The sequence below is a fragment of the Pseudomonas sp. GW821-FHT01E10 genome, assembly GCF_059422365.1.
Genome location: NZ_JBWKWT010000035.1, coordinates 14,249 through 38,926, shown reverse-complemented (window position 1 = coordinate 38,926; position 24,678 = coordinate 14,249). Strand labels below are relative to the sequence as shown.

General features: G+C 60.1%; 19 protein-coding genes. 15 read left to right on the top strand and 4 right to left on the bottom strand.

Annotated elements, in window-relative coordinates; all coding sequences use genetic code 11:
• The first annotated feature begins 170 nt into the window (after positions 1 to 170).
• From recC to yfiB, 6 genes are all read left to right on the top strand, one after another.
• Complete coding sequence (gene recC, locus AC07V0_RS29590) at positions 171 to 3,623, top strand: exodeoxyribonuclease V subunit gamma (RefSeq protein ID WP_495020194.1); 3,453 nt, start codon at positions 171 to 173, stop codon at positions 3,621 to 3,623.
• A complete protein-coding gene (gene recB / locus AC07V0_RS29585) occupies positions 3,620 to 7,309 on the top strand; it encodes an exodeoxyribonuclease V subunit beta (protein ID WP_495020193.1) in 3,690 nt (1,229 codons plus the stop codon). Before recC ends, recB begins: the two co-directional genes overlap by 4 nt.
• Positions 7,306 to 9,414, top strand: coding sequence for an exodeoxyribonuclease V subunit alpha (recD, locus tag AC07V0_RS29580; RefSeq protein ID WP_495020192.1), 2,109 nt, complete (start codon positions 7,306 to 7,308; stop codon positions 9,412 to 9,414). The genes recB and recD overlap by 4 nt, the downstream gene beginning before the upstream one ends.
• A gap of 117 nt (positions 9,415 to 9,531) precedes the next feature.
• Positions 9,532 to 10,107 (top strand): regulatory sequestration protein YfiR, encoded by a 576-nt coding sequence (gene yfiR / locus AC07V0_RS29575; protein WP_018929415.1) that lies wholly within the window; start codon positions 9,532 to 9,534, stop codon positions 10,105 to 10,107.
• Positions 10,104 to 11,372: a diguanylate cyclase DgcN/YfiN gene (dgcN, locus tag AC07V0_RS29570; protein WP_477759428.1), complete on the top strand. Its 1,269-nt coding sequence runs from the start codon at positions 10,104 to 10,106 to the stop codon at positions 11,370 to 11,372. The genes yfiR and dgcN overlap by 4 nt, the downstream gene beginning before the upstream one ends.
• Positions 11,373 to 11,377: 5 nt before the next feature.
• On the top strand, positions 11,378 to 11,881 hold the full coding sequence (gene yfiB, locus AC07V0_RS29565) for an outer membrane lipoprotein YfiB (protein WP_026286667.1): 504 nt from the start codon (positions 11,378 to 11,380) through the stop codon (positions 11,879 to 11,881).
• On the opposite strand, the gene AC07V0_RS29560 is transcribed toward yfiB, so the two are convergent.
• Positions 11,878 to 12,825, bottom strand: a complete 948-nt coding sequence (locus AC07V0_RS29560) for a LysR family transcriptional regulator (RefSeq protein ID WP_495020191.1) — start codon at positions 12,823 to 12,825, stop codon at positions 11,878 to 11,880. The genes yfiB and AC07V0_RS29560 overlap by 4 nt on opposite strands.
• A gap of 163 nt (positions 12,826 to 12,988) precedes the next feature.
• Between AC07V0_RS29560 and AC07V0_RS29555 the strand changes: the two genes are divergently transcribed.
• Positions 12,989 to 14,506: a CoA-acylating methylmalonate-semialdehyde dehydrogenase gene (locus AC07V0_RS29555; protein WP_018929419.1), complete on the top strand. Its 1,518-nt coding sequence runs from the start codon at positions 12,989 to 12,991 to the stop codon at positions 14,504 to 14,506.
• A gap of 10 nt (positions 14,507 to 14,516) precedes the next feature.
• Positions 14,517 to 15,404 carry a 3-hydroxyisobutyrate dehydrogenase gene (gene mmsB / locus AC07V0_RS29550; RefSeq protein ID WP_111454445.1) on the top strand — a complete coding sequence of 296 codons (888 nt, stop codon included), beginning with the start codon at positions 14,517 to 14,519 and terminating at the stop codon, positions 15,402 to 15,404.
• A gap of 94 nt (positions 15,405 to 15,498) precedes the next feature.
• Here mmsB and AC07V0_RS29545 read toward each other — a convergent pair whose 3' ends face one another.
• Both AC07V0_RS29545 and AC07V0_RS29540 read right to left on the bottom strand, forming a co-directional pair.
• Complete coding sequence (locus AC07V0_RS29545; protein ID WP_007900627.1) at positions 15,499 to 15,843, bottom strand: cupin domain-containing protein; 345 nt, start codon at positions 15,841 to 15,843, stop codon at positions 15,499 to 15,501.
• A gap of 155 nt (positions 15,844 to 15,998) precedes the next feature.
• Entirely contained in the window at positions 15,999 to 16,883 is an 885-nt protein-coding gene (locus AC07V0_RS29540) for a LysR family transcriptional regulator (RefSeq protein ID WP_495020190.1), read from the bottom strand.
• A gap of 97 nt (positions 16,884 to 16,980) precedes the next feature.
• Between AC07V0_RS29540 and AC07V0_RS29535 the strand changes: the two genes are divergently transcribed.
• Positions 16,981 to 17,745, top strand: coding sequence for a sulfite exporter TauE/SafE family protein (locus tag AC07V0_RS29535; protein WP_495020189.1), 765 nt, complete (start codon positions 16,981 to 16,983; stop codon positions 17,743 to 17,745).
• On the opposite strand, the gene AC07V0_RS29530 is transcribed toward AC07V0_RS29535, so the two are convergent.
• Entirely contained in the window at positions 17,735 to 18,049 is a 315-nt protein-coding gene (locus tag AC07V0_RS29530; protein WP_018929423.1) for a putative quinol monooxygenase, read from the bottom strand. The genes AC07V0_RS29535 and AC07V0_RS29530 overlap by 11 nt on opposite strands.
• 159 nt (positions 18,050 to 18,208) lie before the next feature.
• On the opposite strand from AC07V0_RS29530, the gene mdaB reads away from it, so the two are divergent.
• The 6 genes from mdaB to AC07V0_RS29500 all read left to right on the top strand — a co-directional run bounded on the left by mdaB (position 18,209) and on the right by AC07V0_RS29500 (position 24,677).
• A complete protein-coding gene (gene mdaB, locus AC07V0_RS29525) occupies positions 18,209 to 18,799 on the top strand; it encodes an NADPH:quinone oxidoreductase MdaB (protein ID WP_019651022.1) in 591 nt (196 codons plus the stop codon).
• A 55-nt stretch (positions 18,800 to 18,854) separates the two neighbouring features.
• On the top strand, positions 18,855 to 19,766 hold the full coding sequence (locus AC07V0_RS29520; RefSeq protein WP_018929425.1) for a LysR family transcriptional regulator: 912 nt from the start codon (positions 18,855 to 18,857) through the stop codon (positions 19,764 to 19,766).
• 114 nt (positions 19,767 to 19,880) lie between these two features.
• Positions 19,881 to 21,326 carry a SulP family inorganic anion transporter gene (locus tag AC07V0_RS29515; RefSeq protein ID WP_495020188.1) on the top strand — a complete coding sequence of 482 codons (1,446 nt, stop codon included), beginning with the start codon at positions 19,881 to 19,883 and terminating at the stop codon, positions 21,324 to 21,326.
• 139 nt (positions 21,327 to 21,465) lie between these two features.
• On the top strand, positions 21,466 to 22,200 hold the full coding sequence (locus AC07V0_RS29510) for a hypothetical protein (RefSeq protein ID WP_018929427.1): 735 nt from the start codon (positions 21,466 to 21,468) through the stop codon (positions 22,198 to 22,200).
• A gap of 251 nt (positions 22,201 to 22,451) precedes the next feature.
• The gene (locus tag AC07V0_RS29505; protein ID WP_064616102.1) at positions 22,452 to 23,801 is read left to right on the top strand and encodes a GntT/GntP/DsdX family permease; all 1,350 of its coding nucleotides are present in this window, start codon (positions 22,452 to 22,454) and stop codon (positions 23,799 to 23,801) included.
• A gap of 15 nt (positions 23,802 to 23,816) precedes the next feature.
• The gene (locus AC07V0_RS29500) at positions 23,817 to 24,677 is read left to right on the top strand and encodes a MurR/RpiR family transcriptional regulator (RefSeq protein WP_258613072.1); all 861 of its coding nucleotides are present in this window, start codon (positions 23,817 to 23,819) and stop codon (positions 24,675 to 24,677) included.
• Position 24,678: the final 1 nt, after the last annotated feature.

Below are 24,678 nucleotides of genomic sequence, written 5' to 3'. Positions count from 1 at the left end.
GGTCATCGTCAAGATTAAATTCCGAAACCCCTATCTGCGTATGCAGGTAGGGGTTTTGTTTTGCCCGCAGGAAAGTTCGTACAGCAACATCGGAACGGTCCCGGCTGTCACGGTCTGCCGACAGTGCTAAGGTTCGGCCCTAGCTTTTGTATTTTCCCAAGGAAGCCTTTATGCCGGACGCTACGTCCCTCAGTGCTGGTTTTATGGTGGTTCACGGCAACCGCCTGGACGAGCTGCGCAGCCTGGTGGTCAGTTGGATGCGGCGCTACCCGCTGGCTCCCTTGGAAAATGAAATTGCCCTGGTGCAGAGCAACGGCATCGCCCAATGGCTGAAGCTGGCACTGGCCGAAGATCCAGAAGATGACGACATGGGCGGCTGCGGAATCGCTGCCGCCATCGATGTGCAGTTGCCAGGCAGCTTCATGTGGCAGCTCTATCGCATGGTGCTGGGACGTGACGAAATCCCGGCCAAGTCCCTGCTCGATAAAGCCCCGCTGACTTGGCGCCTGATGCGTCTGCTGCCACAGTTGATCAACCAACCGCACTTCGAACCCCTGCAGCGCTTCCTTACGAATGACACCGACTTACGCAAACGCTATCAATTGGCGGAGCGGCTGGCCGATCTATTCGACCAATATCAGGTGTACAGGGCGGACTGGCTCGAAGACTGGGCAGAAGGCCGTCACCAATTACGAAATGGCAGAGGCGAAGCCAAAGCCCTGACTCCGGCCAACTGCTGGCAAGCAGAGCTGTGGCGTGCGCTGTTGCTGGATGTCGGTGCACAAGGCATGGCGCAAAGCCGTGCGGGTGTCCACCAACGCTTTATCGAGCGTATCAATAGTCTCGACAGCGCGCCCAGTGGATTGCCTTCCAGGGTGATTGTTTTCGGGATTTCTTCACTGCCAGCTCAAGCCTTGGAAGCGCTTGCCGGGCTGGCTCGATTCAGTCAGGTCTTGCTGTGCGTACACAACCCATGTCGCCACCATTGGGCGGACATCGTCGCCGATAAAGACCTGTTGCGGCATCAATACAAACGCCAGGCTCGCAAGCGTGGCATGCCGGTTGTGCTTGATCCGCAAACGCTCCATCAACATGCCCACCCGCTATTGGCGGCGTGGGGCAAGCAGGGGCGGGACTACATCAATCTGCTCGACAGTTACGACGATCCCAACAGCTATCGCTCGGCATTTCGCGATGGGCGCATCGACCTTTTCAGCGATAACCAGCCTCAGAGCATGCTCAATCAGTTGCAGGACGACATCCTGGAATTGCGCCCCCTGAACGAAACTCGCGAGAGTTGGCCTGCAGTCGATCTGACAAAGGACGAATCGATCCGTTTTCACATCGCCCATAGTGCTCAACGCGAAGTGGAGATTCTCCACGATCAGCTGCTCGCACGATTCAGTGCTGATCCAGACTTAAGGCCTCGCGACGTGATCGTGATGGTTCCAGACATCGACAGTTACGCCCCCCACATCCGCGCTGTCTTTGGTCAGCTTGATCGGCACGACCCACGCTTCATTCCCTTCACGCTCGCGGATCAAGGCCAGCGCGGCAGGGACCCGCTACTGATCGCTGTCGAGCATCTGCTCAAGCTGCCCGACAGTCGTTTCCCCGTCAGCGAAATTCTCGATCTGCTGGACGTTCCGGCATTACGCGCTCGCTTTGGCGTAGAGGAACGTGACCTGCCGACTTTGCACCGCTGGATCGAAGGCGCAGGTATCCGTTGGGGGATGAATGCCGAGCAGCGTGCGGGTCTGGGCCTGCCAGAAGAACTGGAGCAAAACAGTTGGCGTTTCGGCTTGCGACGGATGTTGCTTGGTTATGCCGTGGGCAGTGCCAGTGCCTGCGAGGGTATTGAACCCTACGACGAGATCGGTGGCCTGGATGCTGCGCTCATAGGTCCTTTGGTCGCACTGCTGGATGCACTGGAGATTGCCCACCAGGAGCTCACCCAACCTGCGTCGCCCAAACTCTGGGGCATCCGCTTGCAAGCACTGGTGCAGTTGTTCTTCCAGGCCAGTAACGAACATGACGACTATTTATTGGCTCAACTCGAAGAGTTGCGCGAGACCTGGCTTGAGACCTGCGAGTCAGTAGGCTTGCAGGACGAGTTACCACTGACCGTAGTCCGTGAAGCCTGGCTGGCTGGCCTCGACCAAGGTCGCTTGTCTCAGCGCTTTCTCGCCGGTGCCGTCAACTTCTGTACCCTGATGCCCATGCGAGCGATCCCGTTCAAACTGGTCTGCCTGCTGGGCATGAATGACGGCGATTACCCTCGCGCGCAGCCGCCACTGGACTTCGACCTGATGGGCAGCGACTACCGGCCCGGCGATCGTTCCCGGCGTGAAGATGACCGCTATCTGTTGCTGGAAGCATTGTTGTCGGCGCGGGACCAACTCTATATCAGCTGGGTCGGCCGCAGTATTCGGGACAACAGTGAGCGCCCGGCTTCGGTATTGATAGGACAACTACGTGATCATCTCGCCAGCGGTTGGCGATTGCACGATGACAAGGCTGATCTGCTTGAGTCCATGACTCAGGAACATCCGCTGCAACCCTTCAGTGCACGCTACTTCCATGAAGGCGATGATTTGTTCAGCTACGCCAGCGAGTGGCAGGTACTTCATCAGTCCAGCGGTTTGACGCCTGCCATCGAGGTTCTTGAGCCCTATATTCAGGACGAGCCGCTGAGCCTGGGTCAGTTGCAGGATTTTCTGCGCAATCCGGTACGGCATTTCTTCAGTCAGCGACTCAAAGTGTTCTTCGAGGCTGCCGAAGCGCCTTTGGCGGATGAAGAGCCATTTGTACTCGACGCGCTGCAACGCTATAGCCTCAGCGACAGCTTGCTCGAAGCAGCGCTCGGGCAATTGGACCAAATCGATCAGGTACTGGAAGCACAGGCGAAACGTCTGCAGAACAGCGGGCTCTTGCCCATGGCCGGTTTCGGCGAATGTCTGCAGCGAGAGTTGATCGAGCCGTTGCCGGATCTGTTGCAGCGCTATCAACAGCTTCTGGCGTTATGGCCTTCCCCACTTGCCAGCGCGTTGCCCGTGAGTCTGGAACTGCATGGGCTGCGTCTGGAGGGCTGGCTCAGTGGCCTGCATCAACGTGCGGACGGTGGTTTGCTATCGGTCACCACGATTCCCAACAGCATCGGCTCGCTCAAGACACGCAAATGGCATCGTCTGACACGACCATGGATCAATCACCTGGTTGCCTGTGCCAGCGGGATGTCGATGACCACCGCGTTGGTGGCCAGCGACGACAGTCTGTTACTGGCTCCGTTGGCGAAGGATGCAGCACTTGATGCCTTGGGTAATCTGTTGCTGGCCTGGCAAACGGGCATGCGCCAGCCGTTGCCGATTGCCGTAAAAACAGCCTTCGCCTGGCTGGCTCAAACCGATCCGGTCAAGGCTGACGCCGCTGCCCGCAAGGCCTATGAAGGCGATGGCCAGACCACTGATGGTGAGCGCCGCGAAAGCCCGGCACTCGCTCGGCAATACGCCGACTACGATGTTTTGATTGCCGACGAGACCTTCCCCGATTGGTGCGACGCTTTGTATCGGCCGCTGCTTGAGGCTCCCTGGCGTTCATTGACCAGCGAGGAGGCGCGCTCATGACCACGAAAACACCGCTGGCCCTGGCATTCCCCCTGCGTGGAAGCCAACTGATCGAAGCCAGTGCCGGGACGGGCAAGACCTTCACCATTTCTGCGCTGTACTTGCGTCTGGTCCTTGGTCATGGCGACGAGTCGAGTGGTTTTGGCCGTGAATTGCTGCCGCCGCAAATCCTCGTGGTGACCTTCACCGATGCCGCGACCAAAGAACTGCGCGAACGTATTCGTACGCGACTGGCTGAAGCTGCGCGTTTTTTCCGCGATGAGACACCGGCACCGGATGGCCTGATTGCGGAGTTGCGCGAGCAATACCTCCCTGAGCAGTGGCCCGGCTGTGCAAATCGCCTGGACATCGCCGCCCAGTGGATGGATGAAGCGGCGGTATCGACCATCCACAGTTGGTGCCAGCGCATGCTGCGCGAACATGCATTCGACAGTGGCAGCCTGTTCACCCAGACCCTGGAAACCGATCACAGTGATTTGCTTGGCGAAGTCCTGCGCGACTACTGGCGACTGTTCTGCTATCCGATGCAAGGCGATGCGCTGAATTGGGTTCGCGGCAACTGGGGTGGCCCGGCAGCGTTGTTGCCGCGAGTGCGTGGATTGTTCGCCAGCGAGCGTGACAGCGTTGAAGGTAAAGAACCTGCCGAGTTGATCGCCGAGTGCCTGGAGGAACGACGGGCCGCGTTGCTCGAGCTCAAGATGCCCTGGCGCCAATGGGCCGATGAGCTGCTTGCCATCTGTCATCAGGGCGTCGCGAGCAAAAGCGTCGATGGTCGCAAGATGCAGGCGCGCTACTTCGAACCCTGGTTCGAAAAGCTCCGGGCCTGGGCCGAAGACGAATCTCTGGAGCAACTGGACATTGGCACCGGCTTCACTCGCCTGACTCCCGATGGCATGGCTGAAGCCTGGAAAGGTGAAGCTCCCCGTCATCCCGGTCTCGATGCGATGCCCGGCCTCAAGGCCAGTCTCGATGGCTTGCCGACCCCCGATGCCGCCGTGCTGCAACATGCCGCCCACTGGGTCGGTGCTCGGTTCGAGGAAGAAAAGCGTCGTCGCGCGGAAATGGGTTTCGATGACATGCTGCTGCGTCTCGATGCGGCGTTGCAGTCCGATGGCGGTGAGCGTCTGGCGACCTTGATCCGCGAGCAGTTCCCGGTTGCGCTGATCGACGAGTTTCAGGACACCGATCCGGTGCAGTACCGAATCTTCGAGAGCATTTATCGCATCGAAGACAACAACCCTGAATCCGGCCTGTTCCTGATCGGCGACCCGAAGCAGGCGATCTATGCCTTTCGCGGTGCCGATATCTATACCTATCTGCGCGCCCGGCAAGCCACCACTGGCCGCCTGCATACCCTGGGCACAAATTTCCGTTCCAGTCATGGCATGGTCAACGCGGTGAACCATGTGTTCCAGCGCGCAGAATCTCGCGAGCAGGGGCGCGGCGCGTTCCTGTTCCGGGAGAAGAGTGGCGAGAACCCGGTACCGTTTCTGCCCGTGGAGTCCCAAGGGCGCAAAGAAGTCCTGCACATTGAGGGGCAGGTTGTGCCTGCCCTGAACATCTGGCATTTGTCCTCTGACCAGCCACTGTCTGGCGTGGTGTATCGACAACAATTGGCCGCCGCCTGCGCCAGTGAGATCACTGCGTTGCTCAATGGCGGTCCGCAGGGGCGTGCGGGCTTCATACAGGATGGTAAGGGTCTCAGAGGCCTGCTGCCGGCGGATATCGCGATTCTGGTGCGCGACGGCAAAGAGGCCCAGGCCGTGCGCGGCGAACTTTCCGCTCGCGGTGTGCGCAGTGTTTACCTGTCAGACAAGGACTCGGTATTCGCCGCGCAGGAGGCCCATGATCTGCTGACGTGGCTCAAGGCCTGTGCCGAGCCGGATGTCGAACGTCCCCTGCGTGCCGCGCTGGCCTGCATCACGCTGAACCTTTCACTGGCTGAACTGGAGCGACTGAATCAGGACGAACTGGCCTGGGAAGCACGGGTCATGCAGTTCCGCGGTTACCGCGAGCTCTGGCGCAAACAGGGCGTTCTGCCCATGTTGCGGCGATTGCTACATGATTTTCAGCTGCCCCAGGCGTTGATCGCGCGCAGCGATGGTGAGCGGATATTGACCAACCTGCTGCACTTGTCCGAGTTGCTGCAGCAGGCCGCCGCCGAACTCGATGGCGAGCAAGCACTGATCCGTCATTTGTCCGAGCATCTGGCGTTGTCTGGTCAGGCTGGCGAAGAACAGATCCTGCGCCTGGAAAGCGACGAGCAACTGGTCAAGGTCGTGACCATCCACAAATCCAAAGGGCTTGAATATCCGTTGGTGTTTCTGCCGTTCATCTGCTCGGCAAAACCGGTGGATGGCAGTCGTCTGCCGTTGTATTACCACGATGCCACGGGTAAGGCACAGGTGAGCTTGAAGCCGACAGCCGAGTTGATCGCCCAAGCCGACGATGAACGTTTGGCTGAAGACCTTCGTTTGCTCTATGTGGCCCTGACCCGGGCACAACATGCGTGCTGGCTGGGTGTGACTGATCTCAAGCGCGGCAATAACAACGGCTCGGTCCTGCACCTTTCGGCATTGGGTTATCTGCTGGGCGGTGGTGCGCCATTGGCTGAGTCGGCAGGGCTGCGTCGTTGGCTGGAAGACCTGCAGCAAGACTGTGCGGCGCTGAACTACGGTGAAATGCCTGACGCGACCGCCGAGCATTACCATCCGCCACGCAATGAAGCGACGTTGTTGGCCCCGCTGATACCCCGGCGCAAGGCCAGTGAAAACTGGTGGATCGCTTCTTACAGCGCCCTACGCATTGGTGACAGTCTGAGCGTGGGCAGTGACGAAGCACCGGAGAGCGCGCAAGCACAAAAGCTCTTTGATGACGAACGCCTTGATCCTGAAGCGCCACGAGAAGTCGCCGCTGGCGGCGCAGATATCCATCGATTCCCTCGTGGTCCGAACCCCGGCACTTTTCTTCATGGATTGCTCGAATGGGCCGGTGACGAAGGTTTTGCCGCTGCACCGCAAACCGTGGAAGACGCGATCGCCCGTCGCTGCAACCGCCGTGGCTGGGAAGGCTGGATCACCACGCTGAGCGGCTGGCTGCAGCACTTGCTCAAATCCCCATTGCACATCGGTGGTGGGCAGGCGCCGGTGGTGTTCGAGCAACTGACTCAATACCGGGTCGAGATGGAGTTCTGGTTCGCCAGTCATAAAGTCGATGTACTCAAGCTCGATGAACTGGTGCGTCAATACACCCATCACGGCGTGGCCCGGGTGGCCGCCGAACCGGTGCTGCTCAATGGCATGTTCAAAGGCTTCATCGACCTGACGTTCGAGCATGAAGGCCGTTACTACGTCGCTGACTACAAATCCAACTGGCTGGGCGTCGATGACGCGGCCTATACCGAGCAGGCCATGGAGCAGTCGATTCTCGATAACCGTTACGACCTGCAATACGTACTGTACCTGCTCGCCCTGCATCGCCAGCTTAAGGCTCGGCTGGTCGATTACGATTACGACCGGCATGTCGGTGGAGCGTTGTATCTGTTTCTTCGCGGTACTCGAGCGGCCAGCCAGGGTGTGTATTTTGCCCGTCCGCCACGGGAGCTGATCGAGCGCCTGGACCGGTTGTTCCAGGGCAAGCCAGAGCCCAAGGCCGAACCTGCCTGGGAACAGGGAGTATTGCTATGAGTCGCACTTTCGCCGATTTGCTGCCTACGCCGTTGGCGGCCGAAAGTCTGGCGGACCTGGCCCCGTTGAGCCGCGCAGATGACTTGTTGCTGCTGCTCACGCGCTGGGTCGAACGCGGCTGGCTGCGGGCGCTGGACAAGGCCTTCGTCGCGTTTCTCCACGAGCTCGCTCCCGACGATGATCCGCTGGTGCTGCTGGCCGCCGCGTTGATCAGTCACCAACTGGGCCACGGTCATGTCTGCCTGGATCTGTTCGAAACACTGAAAGAGCCGGACTTCGCTTTGTCGCTGCCGCCGGAAGGTGATGTGCAAAGCGGTGCGATGTTGCTGCCGTCGCAATTGCTTGAGGCGCTGGACGGCGCCCATTGGTGCAAGGTGCTGGCGTCCAGCCGTCTGGTGGCTCTGGCCGTCGACAGCCGTGAGGCCGCGCAACACCGGCCGTTGGTGCTGTCGGGTAAACGCCTGTACCTGCGCCGCTACTGGGCTTACGAACGGCGCATCGACCACGCGCTACGCCAGCGTCTGGCGGCACACGAAGCAACGCCGGGTGATTTGCTCCAACGCCTGACCGGGCTGTTCGGTCCAGCCAGGTCTGATGAAGTGATCGACTGGCAGAAGCTCGCGTGTGCCCTGGCTACCCGCAGTGCATTCAGCATCGTCACCGGCGGCCCGGGAACCGGCAAGACCACCACGGTTGTGCGCTTGCTTGCGTTGCTCCAGGCACCCGCAGTGGAGGCCGGTAAACCGCTGCGTATTCGTCTCGCGGCACCCACCGGCAAAGCTGCCGCACGATTGACCGAGTCCATCAGCCAGCAGGTTCAAACCCTGAAAGTGCCTGAAACGGTGCGCGAGAAGATCCCGTCGGATGTGACCACCGTGCACCGTTTGCTCGGCAGTCGTCCCGGTACCCGGCATTTCCGTCACCACGCGGGTAATCGCTTGCCGCTGGATGTATTGGTGGTGGACGAAGCCTCGATGATCGACCTGGAAATGATGGCCAACCTGCTCGATGCGTTGCCGCCCCATGCCCGCCTGGTGCTGCTCGGTGACAAGGACCAACTGGCGTCGGTAGAGGCCGGTGCCGTACTGGGCGATCTGTGTCGTGATGCCGAAGCCGGTTGGTACAGCCCGCAGACCCGCCAGTGGCTGGAGGCGGTCAGCGGTGAGCGCCTCGATGCCAGCGGTTTGCGGGAAGACACCCAGGGCGCGCATCCACTGGCCCAGCAAGTCGTGATGCTGCGCCACTCACGGCGCTTCGGCGAGGGTAGCGGCATTGGTCAGTTGGCCCGTTGGGTTAACCAACAGCATCCCGAGGACGCGCGCAAGTTATTGGCCGCTGCAAGTCATGACGACGTATTTTCCCTGCCTCTAAAGGGTGAGCAGGACCGGGCGCTGGAGCGCTTGTTGCTCGAGGGCCATGGCGGGGGACCGCAAGGCTATCGGCATTACCTGAGTCTTTTGCGCAGTCAGCGACCACCGCTCGACCGCCCGCTCGACGATTCATGCTGGGCTGATTGGGCTCGCGTGGTGCTACAAGCTTTCGACGCTTTCCAGCTGTTGTGTGCCGTACGCAAAGGGCCTTGGGGCGTGGAAGGTTTGAATCAGCGCGTGACCGACGCACTGCTCAAGGCCCGGCTGATTGACAGCGACCATCAGTGGTACGAAGGTCGGCCCGTGCTGATGACCCGCAACGACTATGGCCTGGGTTTGATGAACGGTGACATTGGCATTGCCCTCAAGCTGCCGGAGCGTGAAGGCCCGGAGGCCGGACGGCACGTGCTGCGTGTGGCCTTCCCGCGTAATGACGGGCAGGGCGGTGTGCGCTTTGTCCTGCCAAGCCGACTCAACGATGTCGACACGGTGTATGCCATGACCGTGCACAAATCCCAAGGCTCGGAATTTGCCCATACGGCGTTGATTCTGCCGGATGCTTTGAATCCTGTGCTTACCAAGGAACTGATCTATACCGGGATAACCCGGGCCAAGGACTGGTTCACCCTGATTGAGCCTCGAGCCGGCGTATTCGAAGAGGCCGTGCGGCGCAAGGTCAAGCGCTTGAGCGGGTTAATGCTGGAGCTGGAAGAGGGTGCCTGGCCGAGCCATTGAGGGGCGGTGGCAGACGCCGGAATCTGTCCGATGTGCCGTGGCGCGTCGCCTCGCTGGTGTTTCGGTGCTGTGCTATCGTTGCGGCATCATTTTGTTGCGATCGTAGAGAATTCCTGCATGAAGTTGGCTGTCTGGGCGACAGGGCGCGTCGTTGGCTGCAAACAAGTGCTGCTTGCCGGCCTCCTCTGTTTGTTGACGGGCGTTGCCTGTGCTGAGTCGGAAACTATCGTGAGCAAAGCCGACCAACGTGCCAGGTCGGTCACTCAGGTGGTGCTCGGGATCCTCAGTTATGCCCGATGGCCTGTTGAGCCCCAACAACTGCGCCTGTGCGTGGTCGGCCCCACTGAATACACCGACGACCTGGTCAAAGGCACCACACAAGCCACGGGTCGACCGGTTACTGTACGACGGTTGCTGGCCGATAATCCGGTCATCGCCAGTGAATGCGATGCGGTGTACATCGGCAAGCTGACCGGCGATGAACGCAGTCGGCTATTCGCCTCGTTGACGGGACGCCCGGTGGTGAGCATCAGCGAAGGCGGCGATCAATGCACTGTCGGCAGTCTGTTCTGTCTGCGGGTCGGTGATGAGCAGGTGTCCTTCGAGGTCAACCTCGACTCGGTCGCCCGCAGCGGTGTGCGCATTCACCCCAGTGTGCTGCAACTGTCGCGCCGCAAGCCGGCGGCGCCATGAGTCTATTCAAACCTCGCATACGCCCGACCCTGGGGTCGGTTATCGGCCGTGGACATTTGATCGTCGCCTTGGTGGGTGTGGCCATGGCCAGTGTTTCACTGACCCTGCTGGGAGTTCTGGCTTTGCGGGTCTATGCCGATCACAACCTGCATCTGATTGCCCGTTCGATCAACTACACCGTGGAAGCCGCGGTGGTGTTCAACGACAAGTCCGCCGCCACCGAAGCGCTGGCATTGATCGCCTCCACTGAAGAAGTGGCTGATGCACAAGTGATGGACGAGCAAGGCGAGTTGCTCGCACGTTGGCAACGACCGGAAACGGGGTGGCTCTCCGATCTTGAAATGCAGATCGCCCGAACGATTCTGGAAAAACCCATCAGCATGCCGATCACTCATCAAGGTCGGGAAATCGGCAGCATCTTGCTCATCGGTCACGGCGGCAGCCTGATGCGCTTTTTGCTCAGCGGTCTGGTGGGAATCGTCTTGTGTACCGCTGTCAGTGCCTGGGTAGCGCTTTATCTGGCGCGTCGGCAATTGCGAGGAATCACTGGCCCGTTGCGCAGCCTGGCTGCCGTGGCTCACGCCGCCCGTAGCGAGCGTGCTTTCGACCGGCGCGTACCGCCCGCCGACATTGCCGAACTCGACAACCTGGGCAACGACTTCAATGCTTTGCTCGACGAGCTCGAGTCCTGGCAGACCCATCTGCAAAGCGAAAACGAAACCCTGGCCCACCAGGCCAGCCATGACAGCCTTACCGGGTTGCCGAATCGGGCGTTTTTCGAAGGCCGCCTGATGCGCGCCTTGCGCAATGCGGGCAAGCTGGATGAGGGAGTGGCTGTACTGTTTCTCGACAGCGACCGGTTCAAGGAGATCAACGACAACTTCGGTCACGCTGCCGGTGATGCGGTGCTGATCGCCGTGGCGACCCGGGTTCGTGCGCAGTTGCGTGAAGAGGATCTGGTTGCGCGTCTGGGCGGCGATGAGTTTGCCGTGCTGTTGACGCCGCTGCACAAGATAGAAGACGCCGAACGGATTGCCGACAAAATCATTGCCAGTATGGACGCGCCAATCCTGTTGCCGGGCGGTACCCAGGTGTTGACTTCACTCAGCATCGGCATCGCCGTGTACCCGGATCATGGGCTTACGCCCGGTGCGCTGCTCGATGCTGCAGATACCGCGATGTATCAGGCCAAACGCCTTTCCCGAGGCGCTCACCACACGGCAGGGTCGGAGCACTCTGTCGTCCATCTTCAAACCAGGAGCTAATTTTTGTGTTCACATTCACTCAGCGTTCTCTGCGATTTTTTACGATTAGCTTATTCATGACCTTGCTGGCATTGACCGGTTGCCAGACGACACCGCAGAAAGGACTGACCCCGGCGCAGATCGCTGTACTCAAGCAACAAGGTTTCGAGATGACGGATGAGGGCTGGGCCTTCGGCCTGTCCGGCAAAGTGCTGTTCGGTAGCGATGTCGAACACCTCAACCCCGCCAGTACCCAGATCGTCGAACGCATTGGCAAGGCGTTGTTGGGCGTGGGAATCGAGCGGGTGAGGATTGACGGCCATACCGATGCCTCGGGCGAGGAATCCTATAACGAACAACTTTCCCTGCGTCGCGCGAAAAGCGTTGAAGCGGTATTGGCCGCTGTCGGCATGAAAGAACAAAACATCCAGCTACGCGGCCTGGGCAGCAGCAAGCCCGTCGCCTCCAACGCCACTGCGGCCGGGCGCACCGAGAACCGCCGGGTGTCGATCGTGGTGAGTGCCGATTAATCGGCGAACACCATCTCCCGACTTTCCCCCATCAACAGCGCATGATTCTGCTCGGTGACGGTACGGATGTAATCCCACAACAAGGTAATCCGCTTGAGCTTGCGCAGGTCCTCCCGGCAGTACATCCAGAACTGCCGGGTGATGGTGATCTCTTGTGGTAACACCGGCAGCAATCGCGGATCCTGAGCCGCTAAAAAGCACGGCAGAATCGCCAGTGACCGTCCTTGCTGCGCCGCCACGAACTGCGCGATCACACTGGTGCTGCGCAGATTGGCACTGGCACCGGGTAGCACATTCGCCAGGTACAGCAGCTCCGAGCTGAACGCCAGATCGTCCACATAACTGATGAATTGATGCTTGCTCAAATCTGCCGGGCGGCGGATCGGTGGGTGCTTGTCCAAATAATCCTGGGTCGCGTACAGCTGCAATCGATAGTCACAGAGTTTGCAGCAGACATAAGGGCCATGTTCCGGCCGCTCCAGCGCAATGACGATGTCTGCTTCGCGCTTGGACAGGCTGATGAAGTGCGGCAGCGGCAGGATGTCCACCGAGATCGCCGGGTAGGCGTCGACGAAATGGCTCAGCTGCGGCGTGATGAAAAAGCTGCCGAACCCTTCGGTACAGCCCATGCGCACATGCCCGGACAACGCGACGCCTGAGCCCGAGACCTGCTCGCAAGCCATGTGCAGAGTGCTTTCGATCGATTCGGCGTAACCCAGCAGGCGCTGGCCTTCAGCGGTCAGGACGAAGCCGTTGGTGCGGGACTTCTCGAACAACAGCGTACCCAACGAGGCCTCCAGCGAACTGATGCGTCGCGACACAGTGGTGTAGTCCACCGCCAGGCGCTTGGCCGCAGTGCTGGCCTTGCGAGTACGGGCAACTTCAAGGAAAAACTTGAGGTCATCCCAGTTCAACGAGCCTAAAGACGTGATGTTTTTTTGCATGATGGACCGGCTTTTATGTGCGTTCTTATTAGAAGTTTGCACATCTATACTCCAAAAACAGTCCGACAACCAAATCGCGACACACGCCTCATCTCAAGGCGACTTTCTCGCCTTGGCTCCCAAGATAGCTCTCTAAATAAGAACAACGTCCCGGAGACCCGACATGAACGCATCGCTAGAAACCACCGTACAAAAGGTCAAGTTATTGATCGATGGCGAGTGGGTCGAATCCCAGACCACCGAATGGCACGACATCGTCAATCCGGCGACCCAGCAAGTGCTGGCCAAAGTCCCTTTCGCGACCGCTGCTGAAGTCGATGCCGCCATCAGCGCCGCTCATCGCGCCTTTCAGACCTGGAAGCTGACGCCAGTCGGCGCGCGGATGCGCATCATGCTCAAGCTTCAGGCGCTGATTCGCGAGCACTCCAAGCGTATTGCCGTAGTGCTCAGCAATGAGCAGGGTAAAACCATCGCCGACGCTGAGGGCGATATCTTCCGTGGCCTGGAAGTGGTCGAGCACGCCTGCTCCATTGGCAGCCTGCAAATGGGCGAGTTCGCCGAGAACGTCGCAGGCGGTGTCGACACCTACACCCTGCGTCAGCCGATCGGCGTCTGCGCCGGCATTACCCCGTTCAACTTCCCGGCGATGATTCCGCTGTGGATGTTCCCGATGGCCATCGCCTGCGGCAACACCTTCGTGCTCAAGCCTTCCGAGCAGGATCCGATGTCGACCATGCTGTTGGTGGAGCTGGCGATTGAAGCCGGCATTCCGCCGGGTGTGCTCAACGTCGTTCATGGTGGCAAGGATGTGGTCGATGCGCTTTGCACCCACAAGGACATCAAGGCTGTTTCGTTCGTCGGTTCGACCGCGGTCGGCACGCATGTCTACGAGCTGGCCGGTAAACACGGCAAGCGCGTGCAATCGATGATGGGGGCCAAGAACCACGCCGTTGTGCTGCCCGATGCCAACCGCGAGCAAGCGCTCAATGCACTGGTCGGCGCCGGTTTCGGTGCGGCCGGGCAACGCTGCATGGCCACCTCGGTGGTGGTGCTGGTGGGCGCGGCCAAACAATGGCTGCCGGATCTCAAGGCGCTGGCGCAGAAACTCAAGGTCAATGCCGGCAGCGAGCCAGGCACTGATGTTGGCCCGGTGATTTCCAAGCGGGCCAAGGCACGGATTCTCGAGCTGATCGAAAGCGGGATCAAGGAAGGCGCCAAGCTGGAACTGGACGGTCGCGACATCACTGTTCCGGGCTACGAACAGGGCAACTTTGTCGGCCCGACCCTGTTCTCTGGCGTAACCCCTGAGATGCAGATCTACACCCAGGAAATTTTTGGCCCGGTGCTGGTAGTGCTGGAAGTCGACACCCTCGATGAGGCCATCGCTCTGGTCAACGCCAACCCGTTCGGCAACGGCACGGGTCTGTTCACCCAGAGCGGTGCGGCGGCGCGTAAATTCCAGTCGGAAATCGACGTTGGCCAGGTCGGCATCAACATCCCGATCCCGGTGCCGGTACCGTTCTTCAGCTTCACCGGTTCCCGTGGTTCGAAGCTCGGCGACCTCGGTCCGTATGGCAAGCAAGTGGTGCAGTTCTACACTCAAACCAAGACCGTCACTGCACGTTGGTTCGATGACGACAGCATCAACCACGGTGTGAACACCACCATCCACTTGCGCTAAGGAGCCGGACATGAAAATCGCTTTTATCGGTCTCGGCAACATGGGCGCGCCAATGGCGCGCAACCTGATCAAGGCCGGCCATTCGCTGAACCTGTTTGACCTCAATCAAACCGTGCTGGCCGAACTGGCTCAACTCGGCGGCACCATCAGCACTTCACCGAAGGAAGCGTCGAAAGACGCGCAACTGGTGATCACCATGTTGCCGGCAGCGGCCCATGTGCGCAGTGTCTGGCTGGGTGAAGACGGTGTGCTGGCGGGAATCGCCAAAGGCGTGCCAGCGGTGGATTGCAGCACCATCGATCCGCAGACGGCGCGAGATGTTGCCGCGGCGGCCGCAAAGCAGGACGTGGCCATGGCCGATGCCCCGGTTTCCGGTGGCACTGGCGGTGCAGCGGCCGGGACGCTGACCTTCATGGTCGGCGCCACGCCTGAACTGTTCGCCACTCTGCAACCGGTGCTGGCGCAGATGGGCCGCAACATCGTCCACTGCGGTGAAGTCGGCACCGGGCAAATCGCCAAGATCTGCAACAACCTGCTGCTGGGGATTTCCATGGTTGGTGTCAGCGAAGCCATGGCGCTGGGCAGCGCCCTGGGTATCGACACAAACGTGCTGGCGGGCGTCATCAACAGTTCAACCGGGCGTTGCTGGAGTTCGGAGATGTACAACCCGTGGCCGGGCATCGTCGAAACAGCGCCGGCCTCGCGCGGTTATACCGGCGGTTTCGGTGCTGAACTGATGCTCAAGGATCTGGGGCTGGCTACTGAGGCGGCGCGTCAGGCGCACCAACCGGTCGTGCTCGGCGCGGTGGCCCAGCAGTTGTATCAGGCGATGAGCCTGCGTGGGGAAGGGGGCAAGGACTTCTCGGCGATCATCAACAGCTATCGCAAACCCCAATAAGCGTTTGTGGCGAGGGAGCAAGCTCCCTCGCCACAGGATTCATGCATGCCTTTTTACCGAGAGACCACGTCGGGTGGTCTCTCGGTTTTTTGCGTCAGGCAAACACGAAATACTTGCGCACGGTTTCAACCACTTCCCACGTGCCTTTCATCCCCGGTTCGATGACGAAGATGTCACCGGCGCGCAGGTGGATCGGCGCCATGCCTTCCGGGGTGATGATGCAGTAGCCTTCCTGGAAGTGGCAGTATTCCCACTTCACATATTCCACATACCACTTGCCCGGCGTGCAGATCCAGGTGCCCATGATCTTGCTGCCATCTTCGCTGGTGTACGCGTTGAGGTTGACGGTGTGCGGATCGCCTTCGAGCTTTTCCCATTTGCAGGCGTCGAGTACGGGCAACGGGTGAGTGTCGCGAAGAACGGTAATCGGTGCGGTCATGTGGACTCCGGGCCTTGGAATATAGAAAGTGGTACTGAAGAACTGAAGTCGCACCCTATAGCGCCCATGCTCCGCTCAGTTGTCTGTATTCGACATCGAGCTGTCCAGAAACGCGCAAACGCTCAAAGATTTTCCGGCGGGCAAAAACCTGCCCCTCAGGGCAGAGTCAAGGCGCTCAGCAAGGCCTGGGCATAACGGGGCAGTACGGTGAAGTCCCGGGCGCACAGCAACAGTTTGCGGCGAGCCCACGGCTCTTCCAGTACGACGCTTTTGAACGGCGTTTCAGCCGGCCAGCGTTCGACCGACGCCAAGGGCACGATCGCCAGCCCGGCACCCCGGGCGACCATGCGCATCACGCCCTCGAAACCATCGGCGCGGATGCGGACCTGCATCCGCAAGCCGCTGTGCAGGGCCTGTTCTTCCAGATAAATGGCCAAGGCGCTGTTGGCGTTCAGGCCGACGTAGTCGTGGTGCAAAGTGGCGCTGAAATTTAGCGGTCCGGTGTCGGCCAAGGGGTGATCACGCGGCAGGATCAGCACCAGCGGATCGTCGCGGAAATAGCGGGTTTGCAGGCCGTCGGTATCCACGGCGTCGGACACGATCCCCAGGTCTGCTGCGCCCTGGCGCAAGGCGTGGGTGATGCGTGTGCTGGGCAGCTCCTGCAGGTCGATGTCGAGGTTCGGATGCTCGCGCAGAAAGTCCGCCAGCAACTCCGGCAGGTACTCGGTGATCGCAGTGGTATTGCACAGCAACCGCACCTGGCCTTTGACGCCTTTGGCGTATTCGACCAGCTCCTGCTGCATGCGCTCGGCCTGTTGCAACAGGACTCGAGCGTGCTGCGCCAGTGCCTTGCCGGCCGGAGTGGGGCTGACACCGCGGCGACCTCGCTCAAGAAACTCGATGCCCAGTGAGGCTTCCATCGCGCGGATTCGTGCACTCGCCGCCGCCAGCGACAAATGGCTGCGGGCGGCACCGGCGGTGATGTTGCCGGTGTCGAGGATGTTCAGGTAGAGGCGCAGGTCGGTGAGGTCGAAGTGCATACAGAATCCCGGATCGTTTTTAGCCTCTACCGATTCAAGAGGCAGCCTCAGTATATGGCAGATTTTCAATGCACCCTTCAGGGCCCACGATAGCCCCATGAATACACTTGCCGCGTTCTATCAACATCTGGGCTTGGCCCTGTCCTTATTGATTGTCGCCACCTTCCTGCTGGCCGGGATGATCAAAGGTGTGATCGGCCTTGGTCTGCCGACCATTGCCATGGGCCTGCTCGGCCTGGCTATGGCACCGTCGCAGGCTGCGGCGTTGTTGATCATTCCCGCGACGCTGACCAACGTCTGGCAACTGGCATTCGGCGGTCATTTGCGCGGGTTGCTCAACCGGTTATGGCCGATGCTGCTGGCGATTTTCATCGGCACTGGTGCTGGCACAGTGTGGATCGGCATGGCCGGTGGACATTGGGTGGTTCGGGGGCTGGGGGCGGCGCTGTTGATCTACGCCTTGAGCGGGTTGTTCCTGCCGACCTTGCGCGTCGGCGGTCGCACCGAGCGTTGGCTCGGTCCGCTCTGCGGTGTGCTGACGGGCGTCATCACCTCGGCCACCGGTGTCTTCGTGATTCCGGCGGTGCCTTATCTGCAAGCACTGGGCTTGAACAAGGATGAACTGGTGCAGGCGCTGGGCCTGTCGTTCACTGTCTCGACTCTCGCGTTGGCCGCCGGCCTGTTATGGCGCGGCGCCCTCGGCGGTGACGAGTTGAGCGCGTCGCTGCTGGCGCTGATCCCGGCGGTGCTCGGCATGTTGCTGGGGCAATGGCTGCGCCAGCGGATCAGCGCCGTGTTGTTCAAACGCGTGTTCTTCATCGGCCTCGGCGTGCTCGGCGGCCACTTGCTGATCAGCGGCTAGCGGACGATGTGCTGAGCATCTCGATCGGGCGGATATCGAAATCCTGCTCCAGATATTCCATGCGCATGTCGAGGAACTGCTTCATATGGGGCAGGTTCGAGTGCACGTCCAGATGGGCCTGGGATTGCCAGATCTCGTAGAAGATAAACAGCGTCGGGTCCTGCTTGTCGCGCAGCATGTGGTACTCGATGCAACCGGGTTCGGCGCGACTCGGTTCGACATAGGCACGGAAGAACGCTTCGAAGGCCTCGGCTTTTTCCGGGCGGGTCTTGGCGTGCAGGATGAAGCCTTGCAGTTCGCTCATCAGAATCTCCTAAACAGTCAGAATCGGCGCAAGTTTATGGCAACAATCGCTTGTTGATTCGTGCGTATAGGTCAAATGAATTTTGCGGATGGAGCGCTTATTCCGCGCGAGGCTGATCGTTAGGCTGCCGCCATCGATTCCAACCTTGCGAGATTTCTCATGAAAAAAGTCCTGTTGCTCAATGGCGGCAAAAAATTTGCCCACTCCGATGGTCGCTACAACACGACGCTGCACGAAGCAGCGTTGAGCGTGCTGGATCGCGGTGGTGTGGATGTGAGAACCACGTTCATCGACGAGGGCTACGACGTCGCCGAGGAAGTCGCCAAATTCCTCTGGGCCGATGTGATCATTTATCAGATGCCAGGCTGGTGGATGGGCGCGCCCTGGACGGTCAAGAAGTACGTCGATGAAGTCTTCACAGCGGGCCACGGCAGCCTCTACGCCAGCGACGGTCGCACGCGCTCCGACGCGTCGCAGAAGTACGGCAGCGGCGGCTTGTTGCACGGTAAAAAGTACATGCTGTCGGTGACCTGGAACGCCCCACAGCAAGCCTTCGACGACTCGACCGACTTCTTCGAAGCCAAGGGCGTGGACGCGGTGTACCTGCCGTTCCACAAGGCCAATACCTTCCTCGGCATGACCGGTCTGCCGACCTTTTTGTGCGTCGATGTGATGAAGCGCCCGAATATCGAAGCGGATGTGGCGCGTTATGAGCAGCACTTGACCGAGGTGTTTGGCCTTAAGGCATGACGCTCGGCTACTATCGATATCTGAAGCAGTGCAGGACTATCGATAAGGGACACACGTGAAAGCCAGATCCGATGAGTTGCAGATTTTCGTCTGCGTGATTGAGTGCGGGTCGATTTCGGCTGCGGCTGAGCAAGTCGGGCAAACGCCGTCGGCGGTCAGCCGCACGCTGTCGCGGCTGGAGGCCAAGCTCGATACCACGCTGATCAATCGCACCACGCGGCGCATGGACCTGACCGAGGAGGGCAAATATTTCTTCGAGCACGCCAAGCTGATTCTCGATCAGATGGACGAGCTCGAAGAGCGTCTGTCCTCTCGCCAGCAAACCCCGTCCGGGCGACTGCGGATCAACGCCGCGTCGCCGTTCATGCTGCACGCCATCGTGCCGTACATCGATGAGTTCCGCCGTCTCTACCCGGACATCCAGCTCGAACTCAACAGCAACGATTTGATCATCGACCTGCTCGAACAAAGCACCGACATCGCCATCCGCATCGGCACGCTGGCCGACTCGACCCTGCACGCCCGCTCCCTGGGTTGCAGCCCGCTGCACATCGTCGCAAGCACAGCGTACCTGGAACAACACGGCGTACCGAGCGCTGTCGAGGATTTGAGCGAGCACACGCTGCTGGGTTTTACCCATAACGAAGGTCTCAACCAATGGCCACTGCGCTATGTCCATGGTGACCGCTGGCCGATTCAGGCGTCGATCAGTGCGTCGAGTGGCGAGACGATCAGGCACCTGGCGCTGGCCGGTCAAGGCATTGCCTGCCTGTCGCACTTCATGACCATCGACGACATCCGCGCCGGTCGCTTGCAGGTGTTGCTGGCGGAGTTCAACAGCGGATATCGCCAACCCATCAACGCGGTGTACTACCGCAACTCGCAACTGGCCCTACGGATCCAGTGCTTTCTGGACTTCATCCAGGGCAAATTGGCGGCTTACGCGATTGCCGATTTCAGGGGCTGATTCGCAGGTCGCGTGATCGTTCATTGCGAGCAGGCCACCCATTCACTGGCCCGCCCGCCGTCAATTCCGTAACATCCGCGTCCCTCTTTTCCCGCCTGTATTTTTAGGTAAGCCATGGAACCCAAACGTCTGCGCGCCGATGTCCTGGCCGGACTCACCACCTCTTTCGCCCTGCTCCCCGAATGTATCGCTTTCGCGCTGGTGGCCCACCTCAATCCATTGATGGGGCTTTACGGCGCTTTCATCATCTGCACCCTGACTGCGCTCTTCGGCGGACGGCCGGGGATGGTGTCTGGTGCCGCTGGCTCGATGGCGGTGGTGATCGTCGCGCTGGTGGTGCAGCACGGTGTCCAGTACTTGCTGGCGACGGTGTTGCTGGGCGGGCTGATCATGTTGGCGTTTGGTCTGTTGAGGCTGGGCAAGCTGGTGCGCATGGTGCCGCATCCGGTGATGCTCGGCTTCGTCAACGGCCTGGCGATTGTCATTGCGCTGGCCCAGTTGGAGCACTTCAAGAGCGGTGAGGCCTGGTTGAGTGGGGCGCCGCTGTACATGATGATCGGGCTGGTGGTGCTGACGATGGCCATCGTTTACCTGATGCCGCGCCTGACGCGGGCCGTGCCGCCGGCGCTGGTGGCGATTCTGGGCGTTGGGCTGGCGGTTTACCTGCTCGGCCTGCCGACCCGTACCCTGGGCGACATGGCGCACATTGCCGGTGGCTTGCCGGGTTTTGCGCTGCCAGACATCCCCTGGAGCCCGGAAACCCTGCGCATCATCGTCCCTTACGCGATATTGATGGCGGTGGTCGGCTTGCTGGAAACCCTGCTGACCCTGAACCTCACCGACGAGATCACCGAGAGCCGCGGCTATCCGGATCGCGAGTGCGTGGCCTTGGGCGCTGCCAACATGGTTTCTGGTGTGTTCGGCGGCATGGGTGGCTGCGCGATGATCGGGCAAACCGTGATCAACCTCAGCTCCGGCGGTCGCGGTCGGCTGTCCGGTGCGGTGGCCGGGGGGATGATCCTGCTGTTTGTGCTGTTCCTTTCGCCGCTGATCGAGCGCATTCCGCTGGCCGCATTGGTTGGGGTGATGTTTGTGGTGTCGCAGCAGACGTTCGCCTGGGCTTCATTGCGGGTACTGAACAAGGTGCCGCTGAACGATGTCTTGGTGATCATCGCGGTCACGGTGATTACCGTGTTCACCGATCTGGCCATCGCTGTGTTGTGCGGGATCATCATTGCGGCGCTCAACTTTGCCTGGCAACACGCTCGCGAGCTGTATGCCGACAGTCACGTTGAAGCCGACGGCAGCAAGCTCTACCTCCTGCACGGCACGTTGTTCTTCGCCTCGACGACGCCTTTTCTCAACCAGTTCGATCCCGCCAATGATCCGTCTGTGGTCACTGTCGACTGTCGCCACTTGAGCTTCGTTGATTACTCGGCCATCGCCGCGTTGAAGACATTGCGCGAGCGCTACACCAAGGCTGGCAAGCAGCTACGCGTGCTGCACTTGTCCGATCGCTGCAAGAAACTGCTCAAACGCGCCAGCGAGCATCACGACTGACATCGATGGGGGGCGTTCCTGTGCTCTGTGTCACGAGTGGTGGCGAATTCTGGACAGTGTGATGGCTACTTAGTAGCATCCGCTGCATACGGATCTTTCTCCTGCGCGTCGATCGACGTGGGTCTATCAAGGAATCGAAATGCACAACTTTACCCATGGCGATAAAACCGTTTCTTTCACCGTCTTGAGCGGTGAAGTGGTGAGCAGTGAAAAAATCAGCGAGACCCGTGTGACATCCACGGGCGGCGTTCAGGTGAACGGTAACGACGGTGATGTGACGCCTGTGCGCATCAGTTCTGTTTCAATTATCAATCATGAGATCTGGGTCAAAACCCCGGACGGTATCGAGCACGATGTAAAGCTGCGCGGCATGGACATTCCTTTGCGCACAGGTCAGGAAATCTCTTTGATCAGTGCCTTGAAAAAGGATGGTTCGCCTCTGCACACCATTTTGCAGAACCACACAGCGTCCAAGCGCTGGGTGCTGCGTGACGCGAGTGCACTGAATACCGAACTGGAGCTGTCGCCCTTTAACTGGAAGACAGTGCTGATCGTGCTTGGATTGTGCATCGCCGGTCTTGCTACGGCCGGGCTAGGCTTCCTGGCGGCGGCGGGCTATTTTTTCTACGCGTGGTATCGGGGCGCCCAGCGCAAGAAACTGCTGATTAGAGATTTGAACGCCTACATCGAGACCCTGGACAATCGAGTCGCCAGTCGCGAACAGGCGCCAAGCCCTGTTCAAGTCGAAAGCTCGGACCAGGCTGAAATCTCTTTCCAGGCCGAAAGTCCTGCACCGACGCAATCCCCTGCCGAGACTGAAAGCCCTGCGCTGAACAGTGATAGCGTACGCAGGGCGCTATCGCGCAATCTCTGATGACTTGATCTCGATACAGCAGAGTCAAGCCTGCCTCGATAGTGGAACTATCATCCCTCTACGCTGATTGTTCTCACGCAGAGGGATGAAAATTCCGCTATCCGATTTTCATAACCCGCGATCTCCCATACCTCTGCACGACATCCCTTACCCCTCCACGAAAATTACTTTCACTTCGTTTGAAAGTAGCTCGTCGAAATGATTTATGAGTTTCACAACCCATTCGACGTGACCCTTTCGAGGAGTACCGCATGACGCTTTCCTTCGGCTATTGGCTGTTGGTTTACGCCGCCATCGCCATCATTGCGCTGATCGTTCTGATCGCCCGTTACCGGATCAATCCCTTCATTGTGATCACCCTGGTGTCCATCGGCCTGGCGCTGTTGGCAGGGATGCCGCCGTCGGGTGTGGTGGGGGCGTATGAGGCCGGGGTTGGCAAGACGTTGGGGCACATTGCGCTGGTGGTGGCGCTGGGCACGATGCTCGGCAAGATGATGGCCGAGTCCGGCGGTGCGGAGCAGGTGGCGCGCACCTTGATCGACCGTTTCGGCGAGAAAAATGCCCACTGGGCGATGGTGTGTATCGCCTTTCTTGTAGGGCTGCCGCTGTTCTTCGAGGTCGGTTTTGTCTTGCTGGTGCCGATCGCGTTTACCGTGGCGCGGCGGGTGGGCGTGTCCATTCTGATGGTCGGTTTGCCGATGGTTGCGGGGCTTTCGGTGGTCCACGCGCTGGTACCGCCGCACCCGGCGGCGATGCTGGCGGTGCAGGTCTATCAGGCGTCGGTGGGGCAGACCTTGCTCTACGCGATTCTGATCGGTATTCCGACCGCGATTATCGCCGGTCCCCTGTACGCCAAATTCATCGTGCCGCGCATTCAACTGCCGGCCGATAACCCCCTGGAACGCCAGTTCCTGGAGCGTGAACCGCGCGATAGCCTGCCGGGTTTTGGTGTCACCATGGCCACGATTCTGTTGCCGGTAGTGCTGATGTTGATCGGCGGCTGGGCCAACCTGATCTCCACGCCGGGTAGCGGTTTCAATCAGTTCCTGCTGTTCATCGGCAACTCGGTGATCGCCTTGCTGCTGGCGACCTTGCTGAGTTTCTGGACCCTCGGCCTGGCCCAGGGCTTCAATCGCGAGTCGATCCTCAAGTTCACCAATGAATGCCTGGCGCCGACCGCCAGCATCACCTTGCTGGTCGGTGCTGGTGGTGGCTTGAACCGAATTCTGGTGGACGCTGGCGTCACCAATCAGATCGTCAGCCTGGCCGATGAATTCCAGTTGTCGCCGCTGTTGATGGGTTGGCTGTTCGCCGCGTTGATGCGCATCGCCACTGGTTCTGCCACCGTGGCCATGACCACCGCGTCAGGGATTGTCGCGCCGGTGGCCGTTGGTCTGGGTTATCCCCACCCGGAGCTGTTGGTGCTGGCGACGGGGGCGGGGTCGGTTATCTTTTCCCACGTCAACGACGGCGGCTTCTGGTTGATCAAGGAATACTTCAACATGACCGTCACCCAGACCTTCAAGACCTGGACAGTGCTCGAGACGCTGATCTCGGTGGTCGCCTTCGGCCTGACCGTTGGCCTTTCTCACCTGCTTTAGTCGGAGCCATCCGCCATGGACATCCTCTATCAGATCCGCGCTCGTCAGGAATCCTTCAGCGCCGGCGAAGGACGTATCGCTCGGCTGATGCTCGACGATGTAGGATTTGCCGCATCCGCCAGCCTCGATGAGCTGGCGCAGCGGGCGGAAGTCAGCACTGCCACGCTGTCGCGATTCGCCCGCACAGTCGGTTGCCGCGACCTGCGGGATTTGCGCCTGCAACTGGCCCAGGCCAGCGGCGTCGGTAGCCGCTTTCTGGACCCGGCGGGCATGCCTGAACAGTCGGCGTTCTACGGGCAGATCGTCGGCGATATCGAGTCGACCTTGCGCCAGCACCTGGCGGCGTTCGATGAGTCGCGCTTCGCCGATGCGGTGAAACTGTTGGGCAAGGCACGGATGATTCACGCCTTCGGCATGGGCGGCTGCTCGACCCTGTGCAGCGATGAACTGCAAGTGCGGCTGGTGCGCCTCGGCTACCCGATTGCGGTGGGTCACGACCCGGTGATGATGCGCGTCACCGCCGCCAGCCTTGGCGCCGAACACGCGGTCATCGCCTGCTCGCTGACCGGCATCACGCCCGAACTGCTCGAAGCGGTGGAGCTGGCGCGCAGCTACGGCGCACGAATTCTCGCCATCACCCGCGCCGACTCGCCGCTGGCGCAATTGGCCGATGTGCTGTTGCCGCTGCAAAGCGCCGAGACTTCCTTCATCTACAAACCCACGGCGGCGCGCTACGGCATGTTGTTGGCCATCGATGTGCTCGCCACCGAGCTGGCGCTGGCCAGTCCTGAAGACAATCAAGAACGTCTGCGGCGGATCAAACTGGCCCTGGACGACTACCGCGGCGGCGACGATCACTTGCCGCTGGGAGACTGAC